We start from the raw sequence: 25,800 nt of genomic DNA on the forward strand, positions 1-25,800 counted from the left end.
CTCCAAGGCAGCGTTTCTGGCTGTTTGCCAGCTTCTGATAATCGCCTCCGACATCCCGTCCCCGTTTCGGAGCGCGACATGTACAACAATAAGAATCTGTCCCCACGTTTGCTGGCGGCTGTTACCGTCAGCCTGTCGACCCTTTGCCTGAGCAGCCTGGCCCAGGCCGAGATCATGCTGTACGACAAGGACCAGACGACGTTTTCCACCGACGGCTATATCAACGCCTTCTACGTCAACAGCGATGTCGATCGGCAGGGTGAGCAGTTCGATCGCCGCCAGTCACGGGTGAAGATGGGCTTTCTGCCCAACTACCTGGGCTTCAACATGGGCAAGCAGGTAGATGACCTGAAGCTCGGCGCGCGAGCCTCGTTCTGGGTGACCATCAACGACAGCGAAACCAACGGTACCGACACCGCCATCGACGTGCGCCAGTTCTACGGCACCGTGGCCAACCCCGAGTGGGGTGAGGTGCTGATCGGCAAGGACTTCGGGCTGTTCGCCCGTTCCAATATCCTGCTCGACGAACTGCTGGCCGGTTATGGCCAGGTCAGTGACACCCTGGGGCTGGTTGACGGCGGCGGGGTCTCGTTCGGCAACATCGGTAGCGGCTACCCGTACCCGTTCCCCACCTCGCAGATCACCTATCGCACCCCAGTGATGGACGGCCTGCGGGTGGCGGTGGGCATCATGGACCCGGTGGACACCAACGACAGCAGCCCGACCGGCAAGGCCTACCAGGAAAACCCGCGTACCGAAAGCGAGATCACCTACCAGTTCGACCTGGGTGGGGCGCAGATCTACAGCTGGCTCAACGGCAGCTACCAGACCTCCGACAACACCGACCCGGCGGTGCAGTCGGTCACCTCCAAAGGTGTCGGCTACGGTGTGCAGGCGAAGATGGGGGGGCTGTCGCTGACCGGCTCGGGGTTCCAGGCCAAGGGCATCAACCCGTTCTTCACCAACAACGCTGGCGAACCGACCTTGCGCAATGTCGACAGCAACGGCTACCTGCTGCAGGGCTCCTACAAGGTCGGCAAGAACCGGGTGGCGCTGTCGTATGGCAAGACCAAGGACGATGGCAACGGCGCGGTGGGCAGCGGTGCGGATTACGAGACCCGTGGCGTGGCGCTGTTCCATGACGTCAACGACAACCTCAAGCTGGTTGCCGAGTACAACCAGTTTTCCATCGACGGCCATGAAACCAGTGACCAGAACGAAGACACCGATACCTTTGCGGTGGGGGCGGTGTTGACCTGGTAAGCCTTGCCAGACCGGGCAACACGGTCAATTGTAGGAGCGGCCTTGTGTCGCGAAAGGGCCGCAAAGCGGCCCCAGGATTTCAGCAGCGATGCACAAATTGCTGGGGCTGCTTTGCAGCCCTTTCGCGACACAAGGCCGCTCCTACAAGGTCCCGCGCATGCCGGTGATATTACGTCCATGGAACCGCCCACCCGCTACCCAAGTAGCATTCGTCCTCGATGATCGCCTTCGTACACTCATCACTCAGCCACCCCGCGCCGGAGACCACGATGCAGCAGGCTCACAACGACGGTGTGGTCAGCGCCATGTCCCAGGCAACCGACGCCCGGCAGGCAGCCCAGGAGCTGGCGGCGCAGTTGCTGCACCCGCACCTGGGCTTCGTGCTGTTCTTCTGCTCCGCCGAATACGACCTGCAGGCCCTGGGCGAAGCCCTGGAGCAGGGCTTTGGCGGCATCCGCCTGGTCGGTTGCACCAGCGCCGGGGAAATCACCCCGCAGGGCTATGGCCGCAACTGCATAACGGCAGTGGGGTTCGATCATCGGCACTTTTCCATCGCCACCGAACTGATCGATGAAATGGAGCGCTTCAGCCTGATCGACGCCCAGCAGATGGTCGAGCGCCTGGTCGGCACCTGCCGCAGCAATAACCTGGCGCCGATCAAGGGCCACAGCTTTGCCCTGACCCTGCTCGACGGCTTGTCCAGCCGTGAGGAAATGGTGCTTGCCGCCCTCAGTGCGGCCCTGGGCGACATCCCGCATTTCGGCGGCTCGGCCGGCGACGACAACTACCTGACCCGCACCCATGTGTATTTCGGCGGCGCGTTCCACCACGGCGCGGCGGTGGTGGTGCTGGTCAATACCTGGCTCGACTTCGAAGTGTTCACCACCCACCACATCCTGCCGCGCCAGGAAAAGCTGGTGGTCACCGGCGCCGACAGTGCCCAGCGCCGGGTCTTCGAACTGAATGCCGAGCCAGCTGCCGAGGAATACGCCCGGCACATCGGCGTGCCGGTGGCCGAGCTCGATCATCGTGTGTTCGCTGCCCATCCGCTGGCCGTGCGCATCCACGACCAGTATTACGTGCGGGCGATACAGCAGGTGCACCCGGACCTGAGCCTGAGTTTCTACTGCGCTGTGGAAAACGGCATCGTGCTCACCGCCATGACCCCGGGCCCGCTGTTGCCGAACCTGCACCAGTTGTTCGACGGCTTGCAGCAGCGCCTCGGCCCGCTGCTGCTGACCATCGGTTGCGATTGCTTCCTGCGGCGGCTGGAGCTGGAAGCCCGGGACGGGCTGGAAGCGGTCGGTGCGTTCCTGCGCGAGCAGCGGGTGATCGGCTTCAACACCTACGGAGAACAGTTCGATGGCATGCACATCAACCAGACCTTCACCGGAGTCGCCATTGCCCGCAACCGGCCTCCTGTCGGTCGCTGAACTGCAGGCCGAGGTCGCCCGGCTGCAGCACCAGAACCACAAGCTGCAGCGTATCAACGGCGCCCTGATCGAGCGTATCGAGTCCGGCGTCACGCGTGGCAACGACCCTTATGCCGCGTTTCAGCATTCGGTGGTGCTGGCCGAGCAGGTGCGCGAACGCACCGAAGCGCTGAACCAGGCCATGGCCGAGCTCAAGGCCGTCAACCACCTGCTCAGCGAGGCCCGGCAGCGGGCCGAGACGGCACACCAGCACCAGATCCGCCTGATCACCGACCATGTGCCGGCGCTGATCGCTTACCTGAATGCCGACCTGGTCTACGAATTCACCAACAAGGTCTATGAAGAATGGTATTGCTGGCCTCGCGGCGTGATGCTGGGCCAGAGCCTGCGCGAGGCCCACAGCGAGCAGCATTACCAGCGCCTGGAGGCCTACGTGGCGCGGGCGCTGGCGGGGGAGAGCGTAACCTTCGAGTTTGCCGAAACCAACATCAACGGCCAGGAACGCTACATGCTGCGCTCCTACGTGCCGAACCGCCTGGCCAATGGTGAAGTGGTGGGCATCTTCGTGTTGATCCGCGACATCACCGAGCGCCGTAATACCGCACAGGCGCTGCACCAGGCGTATCAGCACCTGGAGCAACGGGTACGCGAGCGCACGGCCGAGCTGACCAGCCTCAACGAGCAGCTGCTGCGCGAAATCGAGGAGCGCAGCCGGGTGGAATCGCGCCTGCGCGAGGCCAAGCGCGAGGCCGAGCAGGCCAACCTGTCGAAAACCAAGTTCCTTGCCGCCGTCAGCCATGACTTGCTGCAGCCACTGAACGCGGCACGGCTGTTCACCAGCGCCTTGCTCGAACACCGCGAGCCGCACAACAGTGCTCACCTGGTGCGTAATGTCAGCAACTCGCTGGAGGATGTGGAGAACCTGCTAGGTACCCTGGTGGATATTTCCAAGCTCGATGCTGGCGTGATCAAGGCCGATGTCGCCCCGTTCGCTCTGCGCGAACTGATGGACAACCTCGCTGCCGAATACGCCCAGGTGGCGCGCAGCGAAGGGCTTGAGCTGCATTTCGTGGGCTGTTCCGCCGTGGTGCGCAGTGACATCCAGCTGCTGGCGCGGATCCTGCGCAACCTGCTCAGCAATGCCATTCGCTATACCCGCAGTGGGCGCGTGGTGCTGGGCTGCCGGCGCCAGCGTGGCGGCTTGCGGATCGAAGTATGGGACAGCGGGATCGGTATCGCCGAGGAGCACCTGGAAGAAATGTTCCAGGAGTTCAGGCGCGGCGATGTGCAGCGCCCGGACCAGGACCGAGGGTTGGGTCTGGGCCTGGCGATCGTGGAAAAGATCGCCGGCATTCTTGGCCACCGGATTCGGGTGCGGTCATGGCTTGGCAAAGGCTCGGTGTTCGCTGTCGAAGTGCCGCTGAGCACCACCGCGCCCAAGGCCCAGCCGAGCCAGGCAATAAGCGAGCCGATGCTCGAACGCCTGCGCGGGGCGCGGGTGTGGGTACTGGATAACGATGCGGCGATTTGCGCTGGCATGCGTACCCTGCTGGAGGGGTGGGGCTGCCGGGTGGTTACCGCGCTGTCGGAGGAGGACCTGGCGCGCCAGGTGGACAACTACCATGCCGAGGCCGACCTGCTGATCGCCGACTACCACCTGGACAACGACTGCAATGGCGTCGACGCCGTGGCGCGGATCAATGCCCGCCGTACCCAGCCCTTGCCGGCGATGATGATCACCGCCAACTACAGCAACGAGCTCAAGCAACAGATCCGCGAGCAGGGCCACACCCTGATGCACAAGCCGGTGCGGCCGATGAAGCTTAAGGCGGCGATGAGCCATTTGCTGGGCAGCAGTGTGGCATAGCCGCCGGCCTCTTCGCGGGCTTGCCCGCTCCCACAGGTATTGCGCAACACTGAAACCTGCGGGAATCCTGTGGGAGCGGGCAAGCCCGCGAAGAGGCCGGAACAGGTCAACGCCGCAGGTAATCACCGAAATCGATATCACCGGCACTGAGGATGGCCTGTACCCGGTTGTGCACGTTGAGCTTGCGCAGGATCGCCGAAACGTGGGCCTTGACCGTGGTCTCGGCGATATCCAGGGTGTAGGCGATCTGTTTGTTCGACTCGCCCTTGGTCATGCGCTCGAGCACCAGCAGCTGCTTGCGGGTCAGGGCCTGGAGCATCTCCGGCGGGAAGCTCGGGGCATCGTTCAGGCGCCGGCTGGTGCTGCTTTTCTGGGCTCGGATGATGTCGGGCGGCAGGTAGACATTGCCGTTGAGGATCTGCTCGATCGCTTCGATCATCTGTGAACGTGGCGAGGACTTGGTGATGAAGCCCACCGCGCCATAAGTGATGGCCTGCAGCACGATCTGCTTTTCCTGCTCGGCCGAGACGATCACCACCGGCGTGGTCGGGGCCTCGTTGCGCAGGGTGATCAGGCCATTGAGGCCATGCATGCCGGGCATGTTCAGGTCGAGCAGGATCAGGTCGAGGTCGTCATGTTCGTGGGTCAGCGCCAGGGCGCTGTCCAGGTCGGCAGTTTCCATGACTTCGCTGCCCTGGAAGCCATCGCTGATAACGTTGTGGATGGCTTCGCGAAACAGGGGGTGATCGTCGGCAATCAGAATTTTGTACATGGCCTTTTCACCTCGTTTTTATTGGATGGAGCGGGCACGCGTTTGCAGGCGATGAATTCAGGGGAAGGGTTCCGGCTGCGCTGGCTGCAGCGGCAGGTTGGCCTGTTGCCAGGCGTCCAGGCCATCGCGGTACCAATACAGATTCTTATAGCCTAGGGCTTTCGCGCGTTTTACCGCGTTCCAGCTTAACCAGCAATCGGAGCGGCAGTAAAAGACCAGCGGTTGCTCCGTGCGCCCGGCGGTGGCTTTTTGCAGGTTGCGCACGAAGTAATCGTGCCACGCCGGGCTCAGCTCGCCATCGCCGGTGTTGGCCAGCCAGCGGCTGCCGGGGATGTTGGCGTGGGGTTCATCTTCGATGAAGCGGCCTTGCAGCCATTGGCGGCGATAGACGTCGATCAGCACCGGCTTGGGGGTGTGCCCCAGCAGGCCTTGCAGCATGGCGGTGTCGATGACCTGGCCGCCCTCGACCTGCTGTGGGGTCGGGCTGCGGTAGAGGGTGGTGCGGTAGCCGTCGGCAGAGAATAGCGGCGTGGTATCGGCCTGGGCAGCGCCTAGCGTCAGGCTCAGGGAAAGCGCCACCAGCAATGGGCGTGGCAGCCGGGGCAGGGCACGTGGCATGGGGGTTGTCCTTTTTGTTATAGGCCCATTACATGCCAGTGGCGGTGCATTGTGAATGCGACGATCAGACAGCAAAGGCAGTACCAAAGTAGTAGAAAGCCGGGCGCGCAAACCTGTGGGAGATTGCCCAACCCTTTGGGCTACGCTGTCGCACAGGGAACAATGTTCGAGAGCGTGTCACCTTCCCTTGTGGGAGCGGGCGTGCCCGCGAACACCGGCGAAGCCGGTGCCATACACCGCGTCGCCTGTTTCGCGGGCGCGCCCGCTCCCACAGGGTTCGCGCTAAGCGATGGATCGCTGCCGCTCAGCGTGGCTTGCGCAGCGCCGCATGCTGGGGGTTGAAGGTAAGGATCGCCAGCAGGGTGAACAGCACGGTCAGCCCCAGGCATACCGCCAGCGCCAGCGGGTTGAAGCGCTCATACAAGGCAAAGCGCACCAGCTCCACGGCATGGGTGAACGGGTTCACTGCACACAGCCAGTACAGCCACTGGCTGGCCTCGCGCATCTTCCACAACGGGTACAGCGCCGAGGACAGGAAGAACAGCGGGAATATCACGAAGTTCATCACCCCGGCAAAGTTCTCCAGCTGGCGAATCGCATTCGACAGCAACAGGCCCAGGGCGCTGAGCATCAGCGCCACCAGCAACAACGCTGGCAGCGCCAGCAACAGGCCCGCAGCCGGTGGCTGCACGCCATACAACCAGGCGATGGCAAGGAAGGCGTACACCTGCAGCAGGGAGATCAACGAGGTCGCCAGCAGCTTGCTGCCGAGCAGGAAGGGCCTTGGCAACGGGCTGGTCAGCAACACGCGCATGCTGCCCATCTCCCGGTCATAGACCATCGACAGCGAGCCCTGCATGCCGTTGAACAGCAGGATCATGCAGGCAAGGCCCGGAATGATGTACACCTCGTAGGGGATATAGGTGTCGTAGGGCTCGATGATCGCAATGCCCAGGGCCGCGCGAAAGCCGGCGGCGAACACCAGCAGCCACAGCAGCGGGCGCACCAGGGCGCTGAGAAAACGGGTGCGCTGCAGGACGAAACGCAGGCATTCGCGCAGGAGAATGCCGTTGAAGCACTGCCAGTAAGCGTTCATCGGGCATTGGCTCCTGTGGGGGCGCTGGTCAGGCGGGCAAAGGCATGGTCGAGGTCACCGCCGTGCTCCAGGCTCAGGGCATCGGCCGTGCCGCTGGCCACCAGGCGCCCTTGATGCAGGATCAGCAGGTCATCGCTGGGCTGCACTTCGTCCAGCAGATGGGTGGTCCACAGCACACTGAGGCGCTGCTCGCGGCACAGCAGCCGCAGGTGCTGGTTGAGCGCCAGGCGGCTGGCCGGGTCGAGGCCGACGCTGGCCTCGTCGAGCAACAGCAAACGCGGCTCATGCAGCAGCGCGCGGGCAATCTCCACCCGGCGCCGATGGCCGATGTTCAGCGCCCGGACAGGTTCGCGCCGCCGCTCATCGAGGCCCTGGCGGGCCAACTCGGCATCGACCCGAACATTGCCCTGGCGCCGCGACAGGCCGTGCAGCGAGGCGTGGTAGCGCAGGTTCTGCTCCACGCTCAGGTCCAGGTCGAGGGTGCTTTGCTGGAACACCACGCCCAGCTGGCGCAAGGCCGGGCGTGTGGCGTTGCGCAGCGAGCAGCCGCACACGCGGATGTCGCCATGCTGCAGGTCGTACAAGCGGGTGAGCAGGGCGATCAAGGTCGACTTGCCGGCGCCATTGGGGCCCAGCAAGGCGGCAAAGCGCCCGGGCGCCAGGCTGAAGCCGACTTGCCTGAGCGCCTCGCGCTGGCCGTAGGCAAAGCTCACGTCACTGACTTCGAGGGTATTCATGGCGTCACCACCACGCCCCAGGGGTAGCGGCCGACCTTCACCGACTTGAGCACCTTGAGGTTTTTTGCATCGATCACCGAAACGTCGCCACTGACCCCGTTGGTGGCCAGCAACTGGCTCTGGTCCGGGGTGAACGCCAATTGCCAGACCCGCCGGCCCACCAGCAGGTAGTCGAGTACTTCGTAGGTCTTGGCATTGACCACCGCCACATGGTTGGCCGGGCCCAGGGCGACGAACGCGTACTTGCCATCGGCGCTGAGCTTGATGCCTACCGGCTGGACCTTGTCCGGGTGCACGCCCTTGATCTGGAAGTTCAGGGTTTTCAGCACCTGGCGGCTGGCCACGTCGAGGATGGTCACCGTGCCGCCGATTTCTGCCGAGGCCCACAGCCGCGAGCCGTCCTGGCTGAACTCGACGAAGCGCGGCCGCTGGTCCACCGGGGTGCTGTCCGCCAGTGTCTGGGTGCTGGTGTCGATCCAGTGCAGCATGTTGGTGGTTTCGCTGGTGTTGACCGCCCATTTGCCATCCGGGCTCACCGCCATGCCTTCGGGCTCGATGCCGACGTCGATCTGCCCGAGCACCTTGTCGGTCTGGGTATCGATTACCGTCACCAGCGCGTCGTCCTCGTTGGACACATACAACCAGCGGTCGTTGGGGTGCAGGGCGAACTGCTCGGGGTCCTTGCCGGAGGGCAGTTCCTTGATGATCTTGCGGGTAGCCACATCCATCACTTGCACCCGGTCCGAATCGCTGGCGCAGATGTACAGCAGCGTGTTGTCGTGGGACAGCAGCAGGCCGCGCGGGCGTTGGCCCACTGGCAGGGTTTCGGTGACTTGCAGGGTCTGCATGTCGATCAGGCTGAGGCTGTTGTCCTTCTCGTTCGATACCCAGGCGGTGGCGGCCACGGCGTGCCCGCTGGCAAGGGCCAGGGCGCCGGACAGCAGGCTGGGGTAAAGCAGTGCCCGGTGAAAAGGGGAGCGACGCATGGCGAAATCCTTTTTTGTTGTGGTTATCGGGTCAGGGGTAGCCGCAGGTCACTTCGGGCCTGTCGTAGCCCAGGCTGTCCATTTCGTTGAGCGGGTGCAGGAAGCCCTCCTGCGGAGAGGTACTGACCAGGGCCCGCGGCTGCACCAGCGGGATCGGCTGGCGCAGCTCGCCGTTCCACGGGCGGTAGCTGAGCTTGCGGCCCTTGAAGCCGTCCAGCGGCAACTGCTCGCTGAGCAGCAGTTGCTGCAGGGCGCGGGGCTCGGCCTGGCGCAGTTTGCTCACTGCGCTGGCGACGCTGCGCACGGCCATCCAGGCGGCGAAGTCGCGGTCGTTCATCCAGCGCCCGGCCTGGGCTTCGAAGCGCTTTTGCAACTGCGCCGCGCCGAAGGTTTCAACGGTCTTGTGCCAGCCGGTGGGGGTCAGGCCCTGGGTGCCGGCTACCGGCCGCGGATACCAGGTCTGGTAGGGCAGGTACTCGCCGAAGTCGCCGCGTTCGTCAGCCACCAGCACCACGTCGTACTCGGCGGTTTGGGTGAACAGCGGCATGTCGGCCTGGGCGCTGCGGCGCTGGTCGTTGTCGAATGTCCAGGCTTTCTCCGCGACCAGCTGCATGCCGAAGCGCTTCATGGCGCGGCGCAGGGCCGCCGCATAGGCCCGGTCATCGTCGGTCTGGCCGACGACCAACAGCGCCCGTTGCCATTTGCGCATTACCAGGAACTGCGCCAGGGCATCGGCCAGCATGGCGCGGCTGGGCAGGCTGTGCAGCACATTGCCCAGGCACTGGCTGCTGCGCAGGCTGTCGTCCGGGCTGCCGGCGTTGAACAGCAGGCTGTCGGGCAGGGCGGCAGATAGCGCGCGCAGGCTGGCGGCGGGGGCATTTACCACGAACAGCCGCAGGCCCTGGTCATGCTGGGCCTTGGCAGCCTGCAGCAGGGCTTCGGGGCTTTCGACCGTGGCATTGGCCAGGTGGAATTCCTGTTTGAGAAAACGCCCGCTGCTGTTGCTGTCGACAATCGCCAGTTCGGCGCCCTGCAGCCCGGCATCGGTGGGTTCGGGAATGATGTTGGACAGCAGCGGGCCGGGATCGGGGCGATAGCCGAGATAGCCGATGCGCACCTGCAACGGTTCCCCGCCCGGGGCCTGTGCGGCGAGTGCCGGGCTTGCAGAAAGCGTCGCGGCCAGGGCCAGCAGGCAGGTCATGGCAAGGTGGGCAGGCAGGCGCATAAGGCAACTCCACGGCAGATGGCGCCAGCATAGGAAGCGCGCCGGGAGGGGGGAATATGCAGAAAGTAGCGCTCGGCCGGTACCAAGGTAGTAATTCACCACACGGGCCCGGGTTTTACGATGAGCCGCAGCCCCTGGAGGAGAATTGCCCATGCGCCTTGTCAACCTGTCGGCCCTGTGGCGAATCAACCTCTGGGTCACCTGTTGCTTCGCGCTGGTGACGCTGGCCTGTGCCGGGGTGCTGCTGCGCCAGGCGGTGGCTGATGTGGAGCGGGAGTTGCAATCGGCGCAAGCCGTGGTGGCGTACCTCGGGGACACCGCCGAACGCGCCCCGCAGAGCCTGCAACCACGGCTGACGCAAAGCCTGCGCCATGTGCGGGTGCACTGGCTGGCGGCGGATGAACCTGCGCGGCTGCCGCAAGAAACCGGCCTGGATGCCTGGCTGGGCCGCCAGCTGCTTGGCCAGCGCCATGACAGCAGCCGGCTGCTGGAGCTGGGTGACGGCCGCCGGGTAATGATCGCCGTGGATGCGCGGGATGAAATCGACGAGGTGCGTGACTCGCTGCAGCAGTTGTTGGTCCTGTGCGGCCTGGCGTTGCTGCTGAGCTTGTTGACCATCCGTTGGGCGGTGCGGCGGGGCATGGGCTTGCTGGACGATCTGCTGCAGGCCTTGCGCCAGGTCTCGGGTGGGCAATTGACCGCACGCCTGCGCGAGGCCGGCCTGCCGGAGGCGCGCCAATTGGCGGAGCACTTCAACCGCATGACCGCGTCTCTGGAGCAGGCCCGCTGCGACAATACCCAACTCACCCAGGCCCTGCTGGCGGTGCAGGAGCAGGAGCGCACCCAGTTGGCGCAGACCCTGCACGACGACCTCGGGCAATACCTGGCGGGTATTCGGGCCCAGCTCTGCCTGCTGCGCATGGTCGCCGACCAGCCAACCGCGGTGGCGCAGACGACACGCACCCTGGAGCTCGATTGTGAACGCCTGCAGCAAGGTTTCCGCGCCCTGGTACATGACCTGTACCCGCTGGCGTTGCAGCACATGCCGCTGGCCGAAGCCTTCGGCCTGCTGGTGAGCCAATGGCAGGCCAGCCAGGGTATCGATTGCCGCCTGCGGGTAGGCGAGCATTTGCCGGTACTACCCGGGCCGAGTCGCACGCATTTGTATCGTTTGCTGCAGGAGGCGTTGACCAACGTCGCCCGTCACGCCGGCGCAAGCCAGGTGCGGGTGCGCCTGCAACGCAGCGCCAAGGGCTTGCGCCTGCTGGTTCGCGACAACGGTTGCGGTGCCAGCCAGCCCCAGCGCCCCGGGGTAGGCCTGCACTCGATGGCCGAGCGCGCCCGCAGCCTGGGCGGTGAACTGCGCATCCTCAGCCGACCGGGTGCCGGCTGGGCGCTGGCCCTGAACATTCCCATGGAGGTGTGATGAATATCGTGTTGGTCGATGACCACGCCGTGGTCCGCCAGGGCTATGCCAGCCTGCTGCGAGCGGTGCTGCCGAAGGTACAGGTGCGTGAGGCTGCCAGTGGCGAAGAGGCGCTGGCGCGGGTTCAGGAACAGGTGCCCAACCTGGTGATCATGGACTTTGGCCTGCCAGGCATCAGCGGCCTGGAAACCACCCGGCGCCTGCGTCAGCGCCTGCCGCAATTGCGGGTGCTGTTCTTCAGCATGCATGACGAACTGCCGCTGGTGCGCCAGGCGCTGGATGCTGGTGCCTCGGGATACCTGACCAAGAACTCGGCGCCCGAAGTGCTGATCGAGGCGGTGCAGCGGGTGTTGGCCGGGCATGCCTATATCGAACAGCCCTTGGCCACCCAGCTGGCCTGCACGTCACAGCAGAATGCCTGCGACCCGCGCCTGCAGCGCATGACCCAGCGTGAGCTGGAAATTTTCGTGATGCTGGCCAAGGGCACCCCGGTGCGAGGGATTGCCGAGCAGTTGTGCATCAGTGCCAAGACCGTGTCCAACCACCTGACCTTGCTCAAGAGCAAGTTGCAGGTCAGCTCCCATGCCGAGCTGGTGCATCTGGGGATTGACCTGGGGGTGGTGCGGGTGGCGGGGTGAGGTCTTTAGGGTTCGGGCCCGGACCCTGTGGGAGCGGGCATGCCCGCGAACACCGGCGAAGCCGGTGCCAGACACCGCGTCGGCTGCTTCGCGGGCGCGCCCGCTCCCACAGGTAACCGAGTGGTTGCAAAAATGGCAGCGCTCATTTGTCCCAGGTGTCGGGGCACCCCTTGCACCCCTCCATGTTGGCCTCTTGAAAATTCCCGTAATGCTGCCGCGCCCCGCGCAAGTCGGCGCGGGCCAGGTTGCTCTGGCCAAACTTGGCCTCCTGCAGGTTGGCATCGCCAAGGTCGGCCCCTTGCAGATCAGCCTTGCTCAGCCAGGCCATTTCCAGGTCCGCCGCGTGCAGGTTGGCCTGCTGCATCTTCGCCGCTGACAACCTTGCGAACTGCAGGTAGGCCGCGCTGAGGTCGGCCCTGGCAAATTGCGCACCTTGGGCAAACAGGCCCCAGCCCTGAATCGCAACGAGCCGGCTTTGGCTCAGGTCGGCCAGGCGCAGGTTGCTTTGCTGCAGGCTGGCGCGGGTCAGGTTGGCGCCTTGCAGGTTGGCCTTTTCCAGGTTGGCCAGGTCCAGCCGGGCATGGCGCAGGTCCGCATCGCGCAGGTCGGCGCCGGCCAGGTTCATCTTGCGCAGGTCCTGGTTGGCCAGGTTGGCGCCCCGCAGGTCGGCCCCCGGGCACTGGCTGGCTTCGGCAATCACGCAGCCGTTGATGGTCAGGGGGGTATCGTTGCCAGCGTCGTCGGCATTCTCGGCCATGGCAGGAGACAGCACGATCAGCAAGGCAAGTGGCAGGTAGTTCATGGCGATAGGCTCTCAATGTGAAGTCGAGCAATCATCCCGGGCCGCATTGCGGCCCATCACCTGTAGGAGCAGCCTTGTGCTGCGAAGAGGCCAGCAAGGCCACAGAACTGCTTCGGCTGTAATGGCCTCTTCGCAGCACAAGGCTGCTCCTACAAGCAATAGGCTGCACCGCAGGTCACCTCAGGCAGTCAACGCTGTGCAGTCTTGTTGTCCCAGCTTGGGATCTTGAACACCCAGAACGAACCGCCCTGGGCCACCGGTTTGGTCAGTTCGGCCATGTCGCCGCCCCACAGCGGCACCGCGCCGCCGTAACCCACGGTCACGCCGATGTACTGCTCGCCGTCCTGTTCCCAGGTGATCGGCGGCGAGACGATGCCGCTGCCGGTCTGGAACTTCCACAACTCCTTGCCCGTCTTGGCGTCGAAGGCCTTGAAAAAGCCGTCGCCGGTGCCGGTGAACACCAGGTTGCCCTTGGTCGCCAGCACGCCGGCCCACAGCGGCAGGTGCTCCTTGTGCTCCCAAACCAGCTTGCCGGTGGTCGGGTCCATGGCGCGCAGGGTGCCGACGTGGTCGTCGTACATGCGCTTGATGCGGAAGCCCATGCCCAGGTAGGCCGAGCCCTTCTTGTAGTTCACTTCCTCGGTCCAGTACTCCTCCTTCCACTGGTTGCCGGGGATGTAGAACAGGCCGGTGTCCTGGCTGTAGGCCATGGGGTTCCAGTTCTTGCCGCCAAGGAAGGGTGGCGAGACCTCCACCGGCTTGCCCTTGGTTTCTCCCGGCAGCGGTTTGGCCGGGCGCTGCCCAGGGTTTTCCACCGGGCGCCCGGTCTTGAGGTCGATGTGGCTGGCCCAGGTGATGTTGTCGACGAAGGGGAAAGCGTTCTGCAGTTTGCCGTTGCTGCGGTCCACCACATAGAAGAAGCCGTTGCGGTCGGCGTGGCCGGTGGCCTTGACCAGCTTGCCGTCCTTGCCCTTGTAGTCGAACAGCACCAGCTCGTTGTTGCCGGAGAAATCCCAGGCATCGTTGGGCGTGTGCTGGTAGAACCACTTCACTTCACCGGTGCTCGGGTCGACGCCGACCTGCCCTGAGGTATACAGGCTGTCGAAGTCATGCGGGTTGCCGTCCTTCGAGGTGCGCGCCCAGGTGTTCCAGGGGCCAGGGTTCCCGGCGCCGACAATGATGGTATTGGTCTCGGGGTCGAAGCTGGCGCTTTGCCAAGGCGCGCCGCCGCCGTGGCTCCAGGCTTCGACCTTGCCGGTTTCGGTAGTGGGGTCGTCCGGCCAGGACGGCGCCTTGACGTCACCGGTCGGCGTGCTGTCCTTGCCGTTCAGGCGGCCCATGTGGCCCTCGACGAAGGGCCGCATCCACACCTCTTCACCGGTGTCCGGGTCGCGGGCGAACAGTTGGCCGACCACGCCGAATTCATCGCCGGAGCTGCCGTGGATCAGCAGTACCTTGCCGCTGGTCTTGTCCTTGATCAGCACCGGGGCACCGGTCATGGTGTAGCCGGCGGCGTGGTCGCCGAACTTCTTGTTCCACACCACTTTGCCGGTGCGCTTGTCGAGGGCGATGACCCGCGCGTCGAGGGTGCCGAAGTAGATCTTGTCGCCGTAGATCGCTGCGCCGCGGTTGACCACATCGCAGCAGGGGCGAATGTTGTCCGGCAGGCGGTGGTTGTAGGTCCACAGGCGCTTGCCGGTTTTCGCATCGAGGGCGAACACCCGCGAATAGGAACCGGTGACGTAGACCACGCCGTCGCTGACGATGGCCTGGGATTCCTGGCCGCGTTGTTTCTCGTCGCCGAAGGAATAGGACCACGCCGGGGTCAGCTTGAACACGTTCTTGTCATTGACCTGGGCCAATGGGCTCCAGCGCTGGGCGTTGGTACCCATGCCGTACTGCAGCACATCCTGGGTGGTCAGGTGGTCGTTGGCGATGTCTTCCCACGTCACGTTCTTGCTGGCAGGTGCCGCAGGGGTGGTGGCTGCCGTGGCCACGCTGCCCAGGGCCAGGCTACCGGCCAGCAGCAAGGCCCGCACGCTCAGGGCCAGAGGGGAAAGGGCGGGTAGCGTTCTTGTTGTCATGGTTGCAGTTCCCAGTGGAGGTTTTGGCCTGCACAGGGTGGGACGGGGCGGGCCTTGCGGGATACGGAAAAAGTCCCGCCCTTGCCGGGAATAGTTCCCACGGGGCACCTCATTTGGCCCTTCGCCACAAGCCCTACTACCAAGGGAGTAAGGCGCGGCCACCAAAGCAGCATTCGGCCGCCTGCGGGCTGTTTCTAAGATGGCGACACGGCCTCTGTGGTTGAGGCCTTGCGTGCAATCGTGAGGGCATAAAAATGACAACAAAACGCAACGTCTTGCTGGCTGCCGGGCTGCTTGCCAGTGCAGTGCTGACCGGCACTGCCTGGGCACATGGCAATGTGGTGCCCCAGGCTGTGGAAACCAAGGGCCTGACCCCGATCAAGGACGCTGGCGTAACCCTGGACGGCGATGGTTGGGCAGCGGTCAACCCGTACCGCAGCTCTCCCGAGCACGACAAGGCCGTGGAGATCGGTGCCTCGGCCTACAACCAGAACTGCGCCGCCTGCCATGGCCTGGAGGCCAAGTCGGGGGGCATCGCCCCGGATCTGCGCATGCTCGATGCCGGCGAGGCCGGGGATGAGTGGTTCGTCGAGCGGGTACGCCACGGTGCGGTCCGCGACGGCCGGGTGTACATGCCGAAGATGGCCGACTACCTGAGCCAGGAGGCCCTGTGGGCGGTGCGCACCTACCTGGACAGCGTGCACGTCGAGGAATGACGGCCATGCGTCTGTTGGCGGTGCTGTTCAGTGGCTTGCTGCTGTGCTGCGCGGCGGCGCAGGCGCAGGTGCGCAACTACGACGCGATCATTGCCGCCGGCGAATTGAAGGTGGCTGTGTACAAGGACTTTGCGCCCTACAGTTTCGAGGACCACGGCCAGCCGCGAGGTGTCGACGTGGAGCTGGCGCAGGCCCTGGCAACGGCGTTGGGAGTGCGCTTGCAGCTGATCTGGGCGCCACCCGGGGAAAAGCTCGACGACGATCTGCGCGACTACATCTGGCGCGGCAGCCCGTTGCGCCACCAGCAACTGGCCGACCTGATGATGCGGGTGCCATACGACCATGCCTATGCGCAGCGGCGCAACGAGGTAGGCGAGCTGGAAAACGCCCAGGTGGTCATGTTCGGCCCTTATCAGGAGGAGCGCTGGCAGGTCGCCTATGATCGCCGCCGCCTGCCCTCGGTGGCCAGTGTCGCGGTGTTCCAGCAGCACCCGATCGGGGTCGAGGTGGACAGCGTGCCGTCGTTCTACCTGACTTCCGTGTTCAACGGCATGCTCAGTGCCAGGACCCATCATTACCCCAATGTGCAGCAAGCTTTCGGCGCCATGCAGGCCGGCCAGGTGGACGCGGTGATGGCGATGCGCGGCGAAGTTGACTGGCAACTGCATCAAGCCGCCGACCCGCAGCTGGCCCTGGCGGAAAACGCCTACCCGAACCTTGGCAAGCAGGCCTGGGAGATCGGCATGGCGGTGCATGAAAGCAACCGGCAGCTGGCCTATGCGGTGGAGGAAGCGCTTGAGACGCTGATTAGTGATGGGCGGATGAAGGCGATTTATGCCAGTTATGGCCTGCGTTACCAGGTGCCGGAGATGTATCAGTAGCGCTGGCGCGACCCCTGTGGGAGCGGGCTTGTCGAGGCGTCGAACCGCCGCGAACACGGGCGAAGCCCGTGCCATCCATCGCGCCGCCTGCTTCGCGGGCATGCCCGCTCCCACAGGGATCATGCTGGCTCAACGGATAACTGTTTCATCAAGGAGTGGGCGATGAACTGGCGAGCGACTTTCCTGCTGGCCTGCTGGATGCCCTGGGCCGCACAGGCCCAGGCCAGCGAGCCGAGTAACCACAAGGACCCGGTGCCGTCGGTGATGTGGGACTTCTACCACAAGCAGCTGCTGGGCCAGGCCGCATTCGTGTTCGATGATCGGGTCAAGCTGCTGGCGCCACCCTTTGCCGAGGACGCACGCCAGGTGCCGTTGGAGATCGACGCTCGGGCGTTCAGCGGCGAAGTGGTGCGGATCATCGCCTGGGCCGAACTCAACCCGCTGCCGCGTATCGTCGACTACCAGCCTGGCGAGCGCGTGCTGCCCTGGTTGTCGATCCGCATTCGCGTCGAACAGGCCACACCGCTGCGCGCTGCGGTACTGACGCGCGACGGCCTGTGGCATGTCGGCTCGACCCTGATCGATGCTGCCGGCGGCGGTTGTACCGCGCCCAGCGTGGTACGCACCCAGCCCGGCTGGGAGGAACACCTCGGTGAAGTCCTGGGCGGGCGCTACCCGCGCGGCGACAGCAGCCGCCTGCGCCTGCAGGTGGCCCACCCGATGGACAACGGCCTGGTCAGCGGCATTCCCGAATTCTTCCTCAACCATGCCGAGTTGCAAGGCGCGGATGGCCAGCGCCTGGCCAGCCTGGAACTGTACCCGGCGGTCAGCGAAAACCCCAACCTGGGCTTCGACATCCAGGGCCCCGGGCCGACCCGGTTGGTGTTGCAGGACAACAGCGGCAACCAGTTCGAGGCGGCAGTGCCCTGAACGCGTTGCCCGACTCCATCCCTGACCAGAGGCGCCCGTCATGCGTTGCATTCTGCTGTTGCTACTGTGCCTGGGCCTGCCGGCCTGGGCAGACCTGGACTATCGGCTCAAGCCCCGGCAGATCGCCGAAGGCACCTGGCTGCTGGAGGGCAGCATCGACAATTTCGCCAAGGATAACGGCGGCAATATCGTCAACACCGCGTTCATCGTCACCGACAACGGGGTGGTGGTTATCGACAGCGGGCCGTCGAAACGCTACGGCGAAGCATTGCGCCAGGCCATTGCCGCCACCACCGACAAGCCGGTGGTCGAAGTGCTGCTGACCCATCATCACCCCGACCATGTGCTGGGCAACCAGGCCTTTGCCGATGTGCCCATCGGCGCCCTGGCCGGTACCGGCGAGCTGTTGCGCCAGCAGGGGGAGGCCATGGCCGAGAACATGTACCGCCTGGTTGGCGACTGGATGCGCGGTACCGAGGTGGTGCTGCCGACCCGCGTGCTGGAGCCAGGTATTCACGAGGTGGGTGGGCACCGCCTGCGGCTGCTGGCGCTGGGCGGGCACACCGGTGCCGATCTGGCGATTCTGGATGAAAGCACCGGTGTGCTGTTCGCCGGCGACCTGGTGTTCTACGAGCGCGCATTGACCACGCCCAACAGCCCGGGGCTGGAGGTGTGGCTGAAGGACCTGGACACCTTGCAAGCGCTGCCCTGGAAGCAGCTGGTACCCGGTCACGGCCCGCTTGCCAGCGATGCCCGGCCGTTTGCCCAGATGCGTGATTACCTGGGCTGGCTGGACGGGCTGATGCGCGACGGCGCGGCGCGTGGCGATGACATGGCCGAGATGATCCGCAGCCCCATACCCGAACGGTTTGCCGCTATCAGCCTGACCCGTTACGAGCTGATTCGCAGTGTCAGCCACCTGTACCCCCGTTACGAACGCCAGCAGCTGCGGCGCGTGGACAGCAAGGGCTGACACGGTCCCTGTAGGAGCGGCCTTGTGTCGCGAAAGGGCTGCAAGGCAGCCCCGGCAATTTCAGCCATGGGCACAAATCCTGGGGCCGCTTCGCGCCCCTTTCGCGACACAAGGCCGCTCCTACAGGGGGCCGCGCAAGTTCACTGATACCAAGGAACTAGAAAACTCAGCACTGCGGGCAATTGTTGGCAAGCAGGTCGGGACCAAGAATTCCCGACACACCGGGAAGTTTTCCCGGATACAACAAAAAAACCAAAGGTAGCCGTCATGACCCGATCCACACGTCGTCCCGTGTTCGCCTTGAGCCTGGTGCTCAGCGCCATGCTGCTTGCCGGTGCAGCCCACGCCGCTGTCAGCAATGAAGAAATTCTCCAGGACCCGAAGAACCCGCAGCAGATCGTGACCAATGGCCTGGGCGTGCAGGGCCAGCGCTACAGCCCGCTGAACCTGCTCAATACCGACAACGTCAAGGACCTGCGGCCGGTCTGGGCATTTTCCTTCGGTGGTGAGAAGCAGCGCGGCCAGCAGGCCCAGCCGCTGGTCAAGGACGGGGTGATGTACCTGACCGGCTCCTACTCACGGGTGTTCGCCGTGGACGCCCGTACCGGCAAGAAACTGTGGCAATACGATGCGCGCCTGCCCGATGACATCCGCCCGTGCTGCGACGTGATCAACCGCGGCGTGGCGCTGTACGGCAACCTGGTGTTCTTCGGCACCCTCGATGCCAAGCTGGTGGCGCTGAACAAGGACACCGGCAAGGTGGTATGGAGCAAGAAGGTGGCCGACCACAAGGAAGGTTACTCCATCAGCGCCGCGCCGATGATCGTCAACGGCAAGCTGATCACCGGCGTCGCCGGCGGGGAGTTTGGCGTGGTGGGCAAGATCCAGGCCTACAACCCGGAAAACGGCGAGCTGCTGTGGATGCGCCCGACCGTGGAAGGGCACATGGGCTACGTGTACAAGGACGGCAAGGCGATCGAAAACGGCATTTCCGGCGGCGAGGCGGGCAAGACCTGGCCTGGCGACCTGTGGAAGACCGGTGGTGCGGCGCCTTGGCTGGGCGGCTACTACGACCCGGAAACCAACCTGATCCTGTTCGGCACCGGCAACCCGGCGCCGTGGAACTCGCACCTGCGCCCGGGCGACAACCTGTATTCCTCGTCGCGCCTGGCCCTGAACCCCGACGATGGCACCATCAAGTGGCACTTCCAGAGCACGCCGCATGACGGCTGGGATTTCGACGGCGTCAACGAGCTGATCTCGTTCAACTACAAGGATAGCGGCAAGGAGGTCAAGGCCGCCGCTACCGCTGACCGCAACGGCTTCTTCTATGTGCTGGACCGCACCAACGGCAAGTTCATCCGCGGCTTCCCCTTCGTCGACAAGATCACCTGGGCCACCGGCCTGGACAAGGACGGCCGGCCAATCTACAACGAGGCCAGCCGGCCGGGGGCGCCGGGTAGCGAGGCCAAGGGCAGCTCGGTGTTCGTGGCGCCGGCGTTCCTCGGGGCCAAGAACTGGATGCCGATGGCCTACAACAAGGACACCGGGCTGTTCTATGTGCCGTCCAACGAGTGGGGCATGGACATCTGGAACGAAGGCATCGCCTACAAGAAGGGCGCGGCGTTCCTCGGTGCCGGCTTCACCATCAAGCCGCTCAACGAAGACTACATTGGCGTGTTGCGCGCCATCGACCCGGTCAGCGGCAAGGAAGTGTGGCGCCACAAGAACTATGCGCCGCTGTGGGGCGGGGTGCTGACCACCAAGGGCAACCTGGTGTTCACCGGCACGCCGGAAGGCTTCCTGCAGGCCTTCAACGCCAAGACCGGCGACAAGGTCTGGGAGTTCCAGACCGGTTCCGGCGTGCTCGGTTCGCCAGTGACCTGGGAAATGGACGGCGAGCAGTACGTTTCGGTGGTTTCCGGTTGGGGCGGCGCGGTGCCGCTGTGGGGCGGTGAAGTGGCCAAGCGGGTCAAGGACTTCAACCAGGGCGGCATGCTCTGGACCTTCAAGCTGCCCAAGCAACTGCAAACGGCAAGCGCCAGTCGCTAAGCCGACAACCTGCCGCTTGCTGCCAGGGACCCTGTGGCAAGCGGCCCTACTACCAAATGACGAGAGCCCCGCTGCCAACGATGCATTCGCCCGGCAGGCGGGGCTTTTTACCATCGGCTCATCGCCTGTCGCTGGACAGGCATCGACCCACAGAGGCTCAGCATGATCTACGCACAACCCGGAACCCCAGGCGCCGTCGTGTCCTTCAAACCACGCTACGGCAACTTCATCAACGGTGAATTCGTGCCGCCGCTGGGCGGCCAGTACTTCACCAACAGCTCGCCGGTCAATGGCCAGCCGATTGCCGAGTTCCCGCGCTCCGGCGCCCAGGACATCGAGCAGGCCCTGGACGCCGCGCATGCCGCTGCCGAGGCCTGGGGCAAGACCTCGGTGCAGGACCGCGCCCTGGTACTGCTGAAGATCGCCGACCGCATCGAACAGAATCTCGAAGTACTGGCCGTTACCGAGAGCTGGGACAACGGCAAGGCCGTGCGCGAAACCCTCAACGCCGACGTGCCGCTGGCGGCGGACCACTTCCGCTACTTCGCCGGCTGCATCCGTGCCCAGGAAGGCGGCGCCGCCGAAATCAACGAGGGCACCGTGGCCTACCACATCCACGAGCCATTGGGCGTGGTCGGGCAGATCATTCCATGGAACTTCCCGCTGCTGATGGCCGCCTGGAAACTCGCCCCGGCGCTGGCAGCCGGCAACTGCGTGGTGCTCAAACCGGCGGAGCAGACGCCGTTGTCGATCACCATTTTCGCCGAGCTGATCGCCGACCTGCTGCCGGCAGGCGTGCTGAACATCGTCCAGGGCTTTGGCCGCGAAGCCGGTGAGGCCCTGGCCACCAGCAAGCGCATCGCCAAGATCGCCTTCACCGGTTCCACCCCGGTGGGCTCGCACATCATGAAGTGCGCGGCCGAGAACATCATCCCGTCCACCGTCGAACTGGGCGGCAAGTCGCCGAACATCTTCTTCGAAGACATCATGCAGGCCGAGCCCGCGTTCATCGAAAAGGCAGCCGAAGGCCTGGTGCTGGCGTTCTTCAACCAGGGTGAAGTGTGCACCTGCCCGTCGCGGGCGCTGATCCAGGAATCGATCTACGAGCCGTTCATGGCCGAGGTGATGAAGAAGATCGCCAAGATCACCCGTGGCAACCCGCTGGACACCGCGACCATGGTCGGCGCCCAGGCCTCGGAGCAGCAATACGACAAGATTCTTTCCTACCTGCAGATTGCCCGGGAGGAGGGCGCGCAGCTGCTCACCGGTGGCGCTGCCGAGCGGCTCGACGGCGACCTGGCCAGCGGTTACTACATCCAGCCAACCCTGCTCAAGGGCAACAACAAGATGCGCGTGTTCCAGGAGGAGATCTTCGGCCCGGTGGTGGGCGTGACCACCTTCAAGGACGAAGCCGAAGCGCTGGCGATCGCCAACGACAGCGAGTTTGGCCTGGGCGCGGGGCTGTGGACCCGTGACATCAACCGTGCCTACCGCATGGGCCGCGGGATCAAGGCCGGGCGCGTGTGGACCAACTGCTACCACCTGTACCCGGCGCATGCCGCGTTCGGTGGCTACAAGAAGTCCGGGGTGGGCCGCGAGACGCACAAGATGATGCTTGATCACTACCAGCAGACCAAGAACCTGCTGGTGAGCTACGACATCAACCCGCTGGGCTTCTTCTAAACCGCGTCGCGGCCTTCGCGGGCTCGCCCGCTCCCACAGGTATTGCACTGGTCTTGAAACTTGTGCAGTCCCTGTGGGAGCGGGCGAGCCCGCGAAGAGGCCGGCACTGTCATGCACAAATCCACAGCTGCTCCGTGTTACCCCTACCAACGCACCCCGCAAACCTGTCCCAAAGTAGCATTCGGACCCGTCGCCCCTCGTGCATTAATGCCTCTACCGGAATCGCCCGGCACCAAGAAGAGGAATGCCCCATGTGGACTAAACCCGCCTTTACCGACCTGCGCATCGGCTTCGAAGTGACGATGTACTTCGCCAATCGTTGATGCCTGTCCGGCCATCAGCGCGATGGCCGGTTCTTCATTGAGCATGCCCGTTGTGAACCTGATCGATCGCGAACAAGCCCTGGCCTTGCGCAAGGGCTTCCGCCTGCGCTGGGAGCCGCGCCAGGCCTGCCATGTGCTGCTGTACCCGGAGGGCACCATCGAACTCAATGCCAGTGCCGGCTGGGTGCTCGAGTTGCTGGACGGCCGGCGCAGCGTGGCGGCGGTCATCGACCGCCTTGCACAGCGCTTCCCCGGGGTGCCGGGGCTGGACGAGGACATCCTGGCGTTCCTGGAGGTGGCCCGTGCCAAGTACTGGATCGAATGAACCGTGGCCAGGCTTTGGTCTGGTTGCTTTCGCTGCGGGATGCTTTACGCTGGCGGTTACCTTCCAGAACAATAAGAACAGGCTTCCCGATGAGCCAGAGTTTCAGCCCGCTTCGCAAGTTCGTTTCGCCCGAGATCATCTTTGGTGCCGGCTGCCGGCATAATGTCGCCAATTACGCCAAGACCTTCGGTGCGCGCAAGGTGCTGGTGGTCAGCGACCCCGGTGTGATTGCCGCCGGTTGGGTGGCGGACGTGGAGGCCAGCCTGCAGGCCCAGGGCATCGACTACTGCCTGTACAGCGCCGTATCGCCCAACCCGCGTGTGGAAGAGGTGATGCTTGGCGCCGAGATCTACCGGCAAAACCACTGTGATGTGATCGTCGCGGTCGGCGGCGGCAGCCCGATGGATTGCGGCAAGGCCATCGGCATCGTGGTCGCCCACGGGCGCAGCATCCTCGAATTCGAAGGCGTGGACATGATCCGCGTGCCCAGCCCGCCGCTGATCCTGATCCCGACCACGGCCGGCACCTCGGCGGACGTGTCGCAGTTCGTGATCATTTCCAACCAGCAGGAGCGCATGAAGTTCTCCATCGTCAGCAAGGCGGTGGTGCCGGACGTGTCGCTGATCGACCCGCAAACCACCCTGAGCATGGACCCGTTCCTGTCGGCCTGCACCGGTATCGATGCGCTGGTGCATGCCATCGAAGCCTTCGTTTCCACCGGCCACGGCCCGCTGACCGACCCCCATGCGCTGGAAGCCATGCGCCTGATCAATGGCAACCTGGTGGAAATGATTGCCAACCCCACCGATATCGCCCTGCGCGAGAAGATCATGCTGGGCAGCATGCAGGCGGGGTTGGCGTTTTCCAATGCGATCCTGGGTGCGGTCCACGCCATGTCGCACAGCCTGGGCGGGTTCCTCGACCTGCCGCATGGCCTGTGCAATGCGGTGCTGGTGGAGCACGTGGTGGCGTTCAACTACAGCTCGGCACCGGAGCGTTTCAAGGTGATTGCCGAAGTGCTGGGTATCGACTGCCGCGGCCTCAACCACCGGCAGATCTGCGCGCGCCTGGTGGAGCACCTGATCGCGCTCAAGCGTGCCATCGGCTTCCACGAAACCCTGGGCCTGCATGGGGTGCGCACGGCCGATATCCCGTTCCTGTCGCAACATGCGATGGACGACCCGTGCATCCTCACCAATCCGCGTGCGTCGAGCCAACGTGATGTCGAGGTGGTCTATGGCGAGGCCCTCTGACGAGCAGCAACGGGCGCTGGCCGGGCTGCTGGGGCTGGGCGATCACTCGGCGCGCAAGAGCCATTACCCGGAGCTGGCTGCGCGCCTGGACGAACTGGAGGCCGAACGCAACCGCTACAAGTGGCTGTTCGAAAACGCCGTGCACGGGATTTTCCAGGCCAGCCTGCAAGACGGCATGCGTGCCGCCAACCCGGCGTTGGCACGCATGCTGGGTTACGACAACCCGCAAGCGTTGCTGTTTCCGCTGACGGACCTTGCCGCCAACCTGTTTGTCGGCGGGGCCGAAGAGTTGCACGCCATCACCGCGACCCTCGCTCGTGAACGCAGCCTGCACGGTTATGAAACCCGCTTGCGGCGCAAGGACGGCAGCCACCTCGATGTGTTGATGAACCTGTTGCTCAAGCCAGGTCAGGAAGGGCTGGTGGAAGGGTTTGTCGCCGACATCACCGAACGCAAGCTGGCCCAGCAGCGCCTGCAGCAACTGAATGACGAGCTTGAGCAACGGGTGGCTGCCCGTACCGATGAGCTGCTGGAGGCCAACCGCAACCTGCAACAGCAGATCGCCGAGCGCAAACAGATCGCCCGCGCCCTGCGCGATGCCCGCGACGCCGCGGAAACCGCCAACCGCAGCAAGGACAAGTACCTCGCTGCCGCCAGCCATGACCTGCTGCAACCGCTGAATGCCGCGCGGCTGCTGATCTCGACCTTGCGCGAAAGACCGCTGCCAGAAGCGGAAAAAGTGCTGGTGGAGCGTACCCATCAGGCGCTGGAGGGCGCTGAAGACCTGCTGACCGACCTGCTGGACATTTCCCGGCTCGACCAGGCGGCGGTCAAGCCGGACGTGGCGCTGTACCGCCTCGACGAGCTGTTCGGGCCACTGGTCTCGGAGTTCCGCACGGTGGCCGATGCGGCAGGCCTGAAGTTGCGTGCGCGCATTGCCGACTACGCCATCAGCACCGACCTGCGGCTGATGACGCGTATCCTGCGCAACTTTCTCAGCAACGCCTGTCGTTATACCGATGAGGGCAGGATTCTGCTGGGCGCCAGGCGCCGCGGCGATCACTTGCGCCTGGAGGTGTGGGATACCGGTCGGGGCATCGCGGCCGATCGGCTGCAGGCCATTTTCCTCGAGTTCAACCAACTTGACGTAGGCCGTGCCGCCGATCGCAAGGGTGTGGGGCTGGGGCTGGCGATCGTCGAGCGGATCGCCAAGATTCTCGGCTATCGCGTCGAGGTGCGTTCATGGCCGGGGCGTGGCTCGATGTTCAGTATCGACGTGCCGATCGGCGAAGCCATGCCCTTGCCTATCCACCAGGCCGCGCCGCAGCCTGGCGCCGGCAACCCGTTGCCGGGCCGCCGCCTGCTGGTACTGGACAACGAAGTGAGCATCCTCGAGAGCATGGGCGCGCTGCTCGGGCAGTGGGGCTGCGAAGTGGTTACCGCGACCGACCAGGCCGGGGCCTTGCTGGCCTTGCAGGGGCGGGCACCGGAATTGATCCTGGCGGACTTTCACCTGGACCACGGTGTTGTCGGCTGCGAAGTGGTCAGGCATTTGCGTGAACATTTCGGCGCCGCCATTCCTGCGGTGATCATCACTGCCGACCGCAGCGATCAGTGCCGACGCTCCTTGAACAAGCTCGGCGCGCCGTTGCTGAACAAGCCCGTCAAACCGGGGAAGTTGCGTGCGGTGTTGAGCCAGTTGCTGGGCTGAAGCCTC

Annotated in this window: 23 protein-coding genes; 15 read left to right on the forward strand and 8 right to left on the reverse strand. The window is 64.6% G+C overall.

Going from position 1 to position 25,800, the window contains the following annotated elements:
* Positions 1–78 precede the first annotated feature (78 nt).
* From AC2T3R_RS10625 to AC2T3R_RS10635, 3 genes are all read left to right on the forward strand, one after another.
* Positions 79–1,263: a porin gene (locus AC2T3R_RS10625; protein ID WP_486745070.1), complete on the forward strand. Its 1,185-nt coding sequence runs from the start codon at positions 79–81 to the stop codon at positions 1,261–1,263.
* A 269-nt stretch (positions 1,264–1,532) separates the two neighbouring features.
* Positions 1,533–2,696: a nitric oxide-sensing protein NosP gene (nosP, locus tag AC2T3R_RS10630; RefSeq protein ID WP_013972164.1), complete on the forward strand. Its 1,164-nt coding sequence runs from the start codon at positions 1,533–1,535 to the stop codon at positions 2,694–2,696.
* Complete coding sequence (locus tag AC2T3R_RS10635; protein ID WP_003257629.1) at positions 2,665–4,563, forward strand: PAS domain-containing hybrid sensor histidine kinase/response regulator; 1,899 nt, start codon at positions 2,665–2,667, stop codon at positions 4,561–4,563. Before nosP ends, AC2T3R_RS10635 begins: the two co-directional genes overlap by 32 nt.
* Positions 4,564–4,669: 106 nt before the next feature.
* Here the strand turns inward: AC2T3R_RS10635 and AC2T3R_RS10640 are convergent, their stop codons facing one another.
* The 6 genes from AC2T3R_RS10640 to AC2T3R_RS10665 all read right to left on the reverse strand — a co-directional run bounded on the left by AC2T3R_RS10640 (position 4,670) and on the right by AC2T3R_RS10665 (position 9,997).
* Complete coding sequence (locus AC2T3R_RS10640) at positions 4,670–5,335, reverse strand: response regulator transcription factor (RefSeq protein WP_013972165.1); 666 nt, start codon at positions 5,333–5,335, stop codon at positions 4,670–4,672.
* A gap of 57 nt (positions 5,336–5,392) precedes the next feature.
* Positions 5,393–5,953 carry a PQQ-dependent catabolism-associated CXXCW motif protein gene (locus AC2T3R_RS10645; protein WP_486745072.1) on the reverse strand — a complete coding sequence of 187 codons (561 nt, stop codon included), beginning with the start codon at positions 5,951–5,953 and terminating at the stop codon, positions 5,393–5,395.
* Positions 5,954–6,257: 304 nt separating this feature from the next.
* Positions 6,258–7,049: an ABC transporter permease gene (locus tag AC2T3R_RS10650; RefSeq protein ID WP_013972167.1), complete on the reverse strand. Its 792-nt coding sequence runs from the start codon at positions 7,047–7,049 to the stop codon at positions 6,258–6,260.
* Positions 7,046–7,786 (reverse strand): ABC transporter ATP-binding protein, encoded by a 741-nt coding sequence (locus AC2T3R_RS10655; RefSeq protein ID WP_013972168.1) that lies wholly within the window; start codon positions 7,784–7,786, stop codon positions 7,046–7,048. The genes AC2T3R_RS10650 and AC2T3R_RS10655 overlap by 4 nt, the downstream gene beginning before the upstream one ends.
* A complete protein-coding gene (locus AC2T3R_RS10660) occupies positions 7,783–8,772 on the reverse strand; it encodes a YVTN family beta-propeller repeat protein (RefSeq protein WP_486745073.1) in 990 nt (329 codons plus the stop codon). The genes AC2T3R_RS10655 and AC2T3R_RS10660 overlap by 4 nt, the downstream gene beginning before the upstream one ends.
* 31 nt (positions 8,773–8,803) lie before the next feature.
* The gene (locus AC2T3R_RS10665) at positions 8,804–9,997 is read right to left on the reverse strand and encodes an ABC transporter substrate-binding protein (protein WP_350013309.1); all 1,194 of its coding nucleotides are present in this window, start codon (positions 9,995–9,997) and stop codon (positions 8,804–8,806) included.
* A 151-nt stretch (positions 9,998–10,148) separates the two neighbouring features.
* Between AC2T3R_RS10665 and AC2T3R_RS10670 the strand changes: the two genes are divergently transcribed.
* Positions 10,149–11,423, forward strand: coding sequence for a HAMP domain-containing sensor histidine kinase (locus tag AC2T3R_RS10670; protein ID WP_486745074.1), 1,275 nt, complete (start codon positions 10,149–10,151; stop codon positions 11,421–11,423).
* Positions 11,423–12,061: a response regulator gene (locus tag AC2T3R_RS10675; RefSeq protein ID WP_486745075.1), complete on the forward strand. Its 639-nt coding sequence runs from the start codon at positions 11,423–11,425 to the stop codon at positions 12,059–12,061. Before AC2T3R_RS10670 ends, AC2T3R_RS10675 begins: the two co-directional genes overlap by 1 nt.
* 142 nt (positions 12,062–12,203) lie before the next feature.
* Here AC2T3R_RS10675 and AC2T3R_RS10680 read toward each other — a convergent pair whose 3' ends face one another.
* Complete coding sequence (locus AC2T3R_RS10680) at positions 12,204–12,863, reverse strand: pentapeptide repeat-containing protein (RefSeq protein ID WP_486745076.1); 660 nt, start codon at positions 12,861–12,863, stop codon at positions 12,204–12,206.
* A gap of 188 nt (positions 12,864–13,051) precedes the next feature.
* Positions 13,052–14,947: a quinoprotein ethanol dehydrogenase gene (gene exaA / locus AC2T3R_RS10685; RefSeq protein ID WP_013972174.1), complete on the reverse strand. Its 1,896-nt coding sequence runs from the start codon at positions 14,945–14,947 to the stop codon at positions 13,052–13,054.
* A 254-nt stretch (positions 14,948–15,201) separates the two neighbouring features.
* Between exaA and pedF the strand changes: the two genes are divergently transcribed.
* From pedF to AC2T3R_RS10735, 10 genes are all read left to right on the forward strand, one after another.
* The gene (gene pedF / locus AC2T3R_RS10690; RefSeq protein ID WP_013972175.1) at positions 15,202–15,663 is read left to right on the forward strand and encodes a cytochrome c-550 PedF; all 462 of its coding nucleotides are present in this window, start codon (positions 15,202–15,204) and stop codon (positions 15,661–15,663) included.
* Positions 15,664–15,668: 5 nt separating this feature from the next.
* Positions 15,669–16,544, forward strand: a complete 876-nt coding sequence (locus AC2T3R_RS10695; protein ID WP_486745077.1) for a substrate-binding periplasmic protein — start codon at positions 15,669–15,671, stop codon at positions 16,542–16,544.
* A gap of 162 nt (positions 16,545–16,706) precedes the next feature.
* Positions 16,707–17,474: a quinoprotein dehydrogenase-associated SoxYZ-like carrier gene (locus AC2T3R_RS10700; protein ID WP_486745078.1), complete on the forward strand. Its 768-nt coding sequence runs from the start codon at positions 16,707–16,709 to the stop codon at positions 17,472–17,474.
* Positions 17,475–17,514: 40 nt separating this feature from the next.
* Positions 17,515–18,447, forward strand: a complete 933-nt coding sequence (locus AC2T3R_RS10705; protein ID WP_486745079.1) for a quinoprotein relay system zinc metallohydrolase 1 — start codon at positions 17,515–17,517, stop codon at positions 18,445–18,447.
* Between the two features lie 267 nt (positions 18,448–18,714).
* Positions 18,715–20,499 carry a PQQ-dependent alcohol dehydrogenase PedH gene (gene pedH / locus AC2T3R_RS10710; RefSeq protein ID WP_486745080.1) on the forward strand — a complete coding sequence of 595 codons (1,785 nt, stop codon included), beginning with the start codon at positions 18,715–18,717 and terminating at the stop codon, positions 20,497–20,499.
* 162 nt (positions 20,500–20,661) lie between these two features.
* The gene (exaC, locus tag AC2T3R_RS10715) at positions 20,662–22,182 is read left to right on the forward strand and encodes an acetaldehyde dehydrogenase ExaC (protein WP_024086835.1); all 1,521 of its coding nucleotides are present in this window, start codon (positions 20,662–20,664) and stop codon (positions 22,180–22,182) included.
* A 251-nt stretch (positions 22,183–22,433) separates the two neighbouring features.
* Entirely contained in the window at positions 22,434–22,505 is a 72-nt protein-coding gene (gene pqqA, locus AC2T3R_RS10720; protein WP_003253598.1) for a pyrroloquinoline quinone precursor peptide PqqA, read from the forward strand.
* Between the two features lie 52 nt (positions 22,506–22,557).
* Positions 22,558–22,830, forward strand: coding sequence for a pyrroloquinoline quinone biosynthesis peptide chaperone PqqD (gene pqqD, locus AC2T3R_RS10725; RefSeq protein ID WP_061302426.1), 273 nt, complete (start codon positions 22,558–22,560; stop codon positions 22,828–22,830).
* Between the two features lie 89 nt (positions 22,831–22,919).
* A complete protein-coding gene (gene ercA / locus AC2T3R_RS10730) occupies positions 22,920–24,083 on the forward strand; it encodes an alcohol dehydrogenase-like regulatory protein ErcA (protein WP_013972181.1) in 1,164 nt (387 codons plus the stop codon).
* A complete protein-coding gene (locus AC2T3R_RS10735; RefSeq protein WP_015270056.1) occupies positions 24,067–25,794 on the forward strand; it encodes a PAS domain-containing hybrid sensor histidine kinase/response regulator in 1,728 nt (575 codons plus the stop codon). The genes ercA and AC2T3R_RS10735 overlap by 17 nt, the downstream gene beginning before the upstream one ends.
* Positions 25,795–25,800 lie beyond the last annotated feature (6 nt).

The organism is Pseudomonas sp. PVC-5-1, from assembly GCF_057444345.1.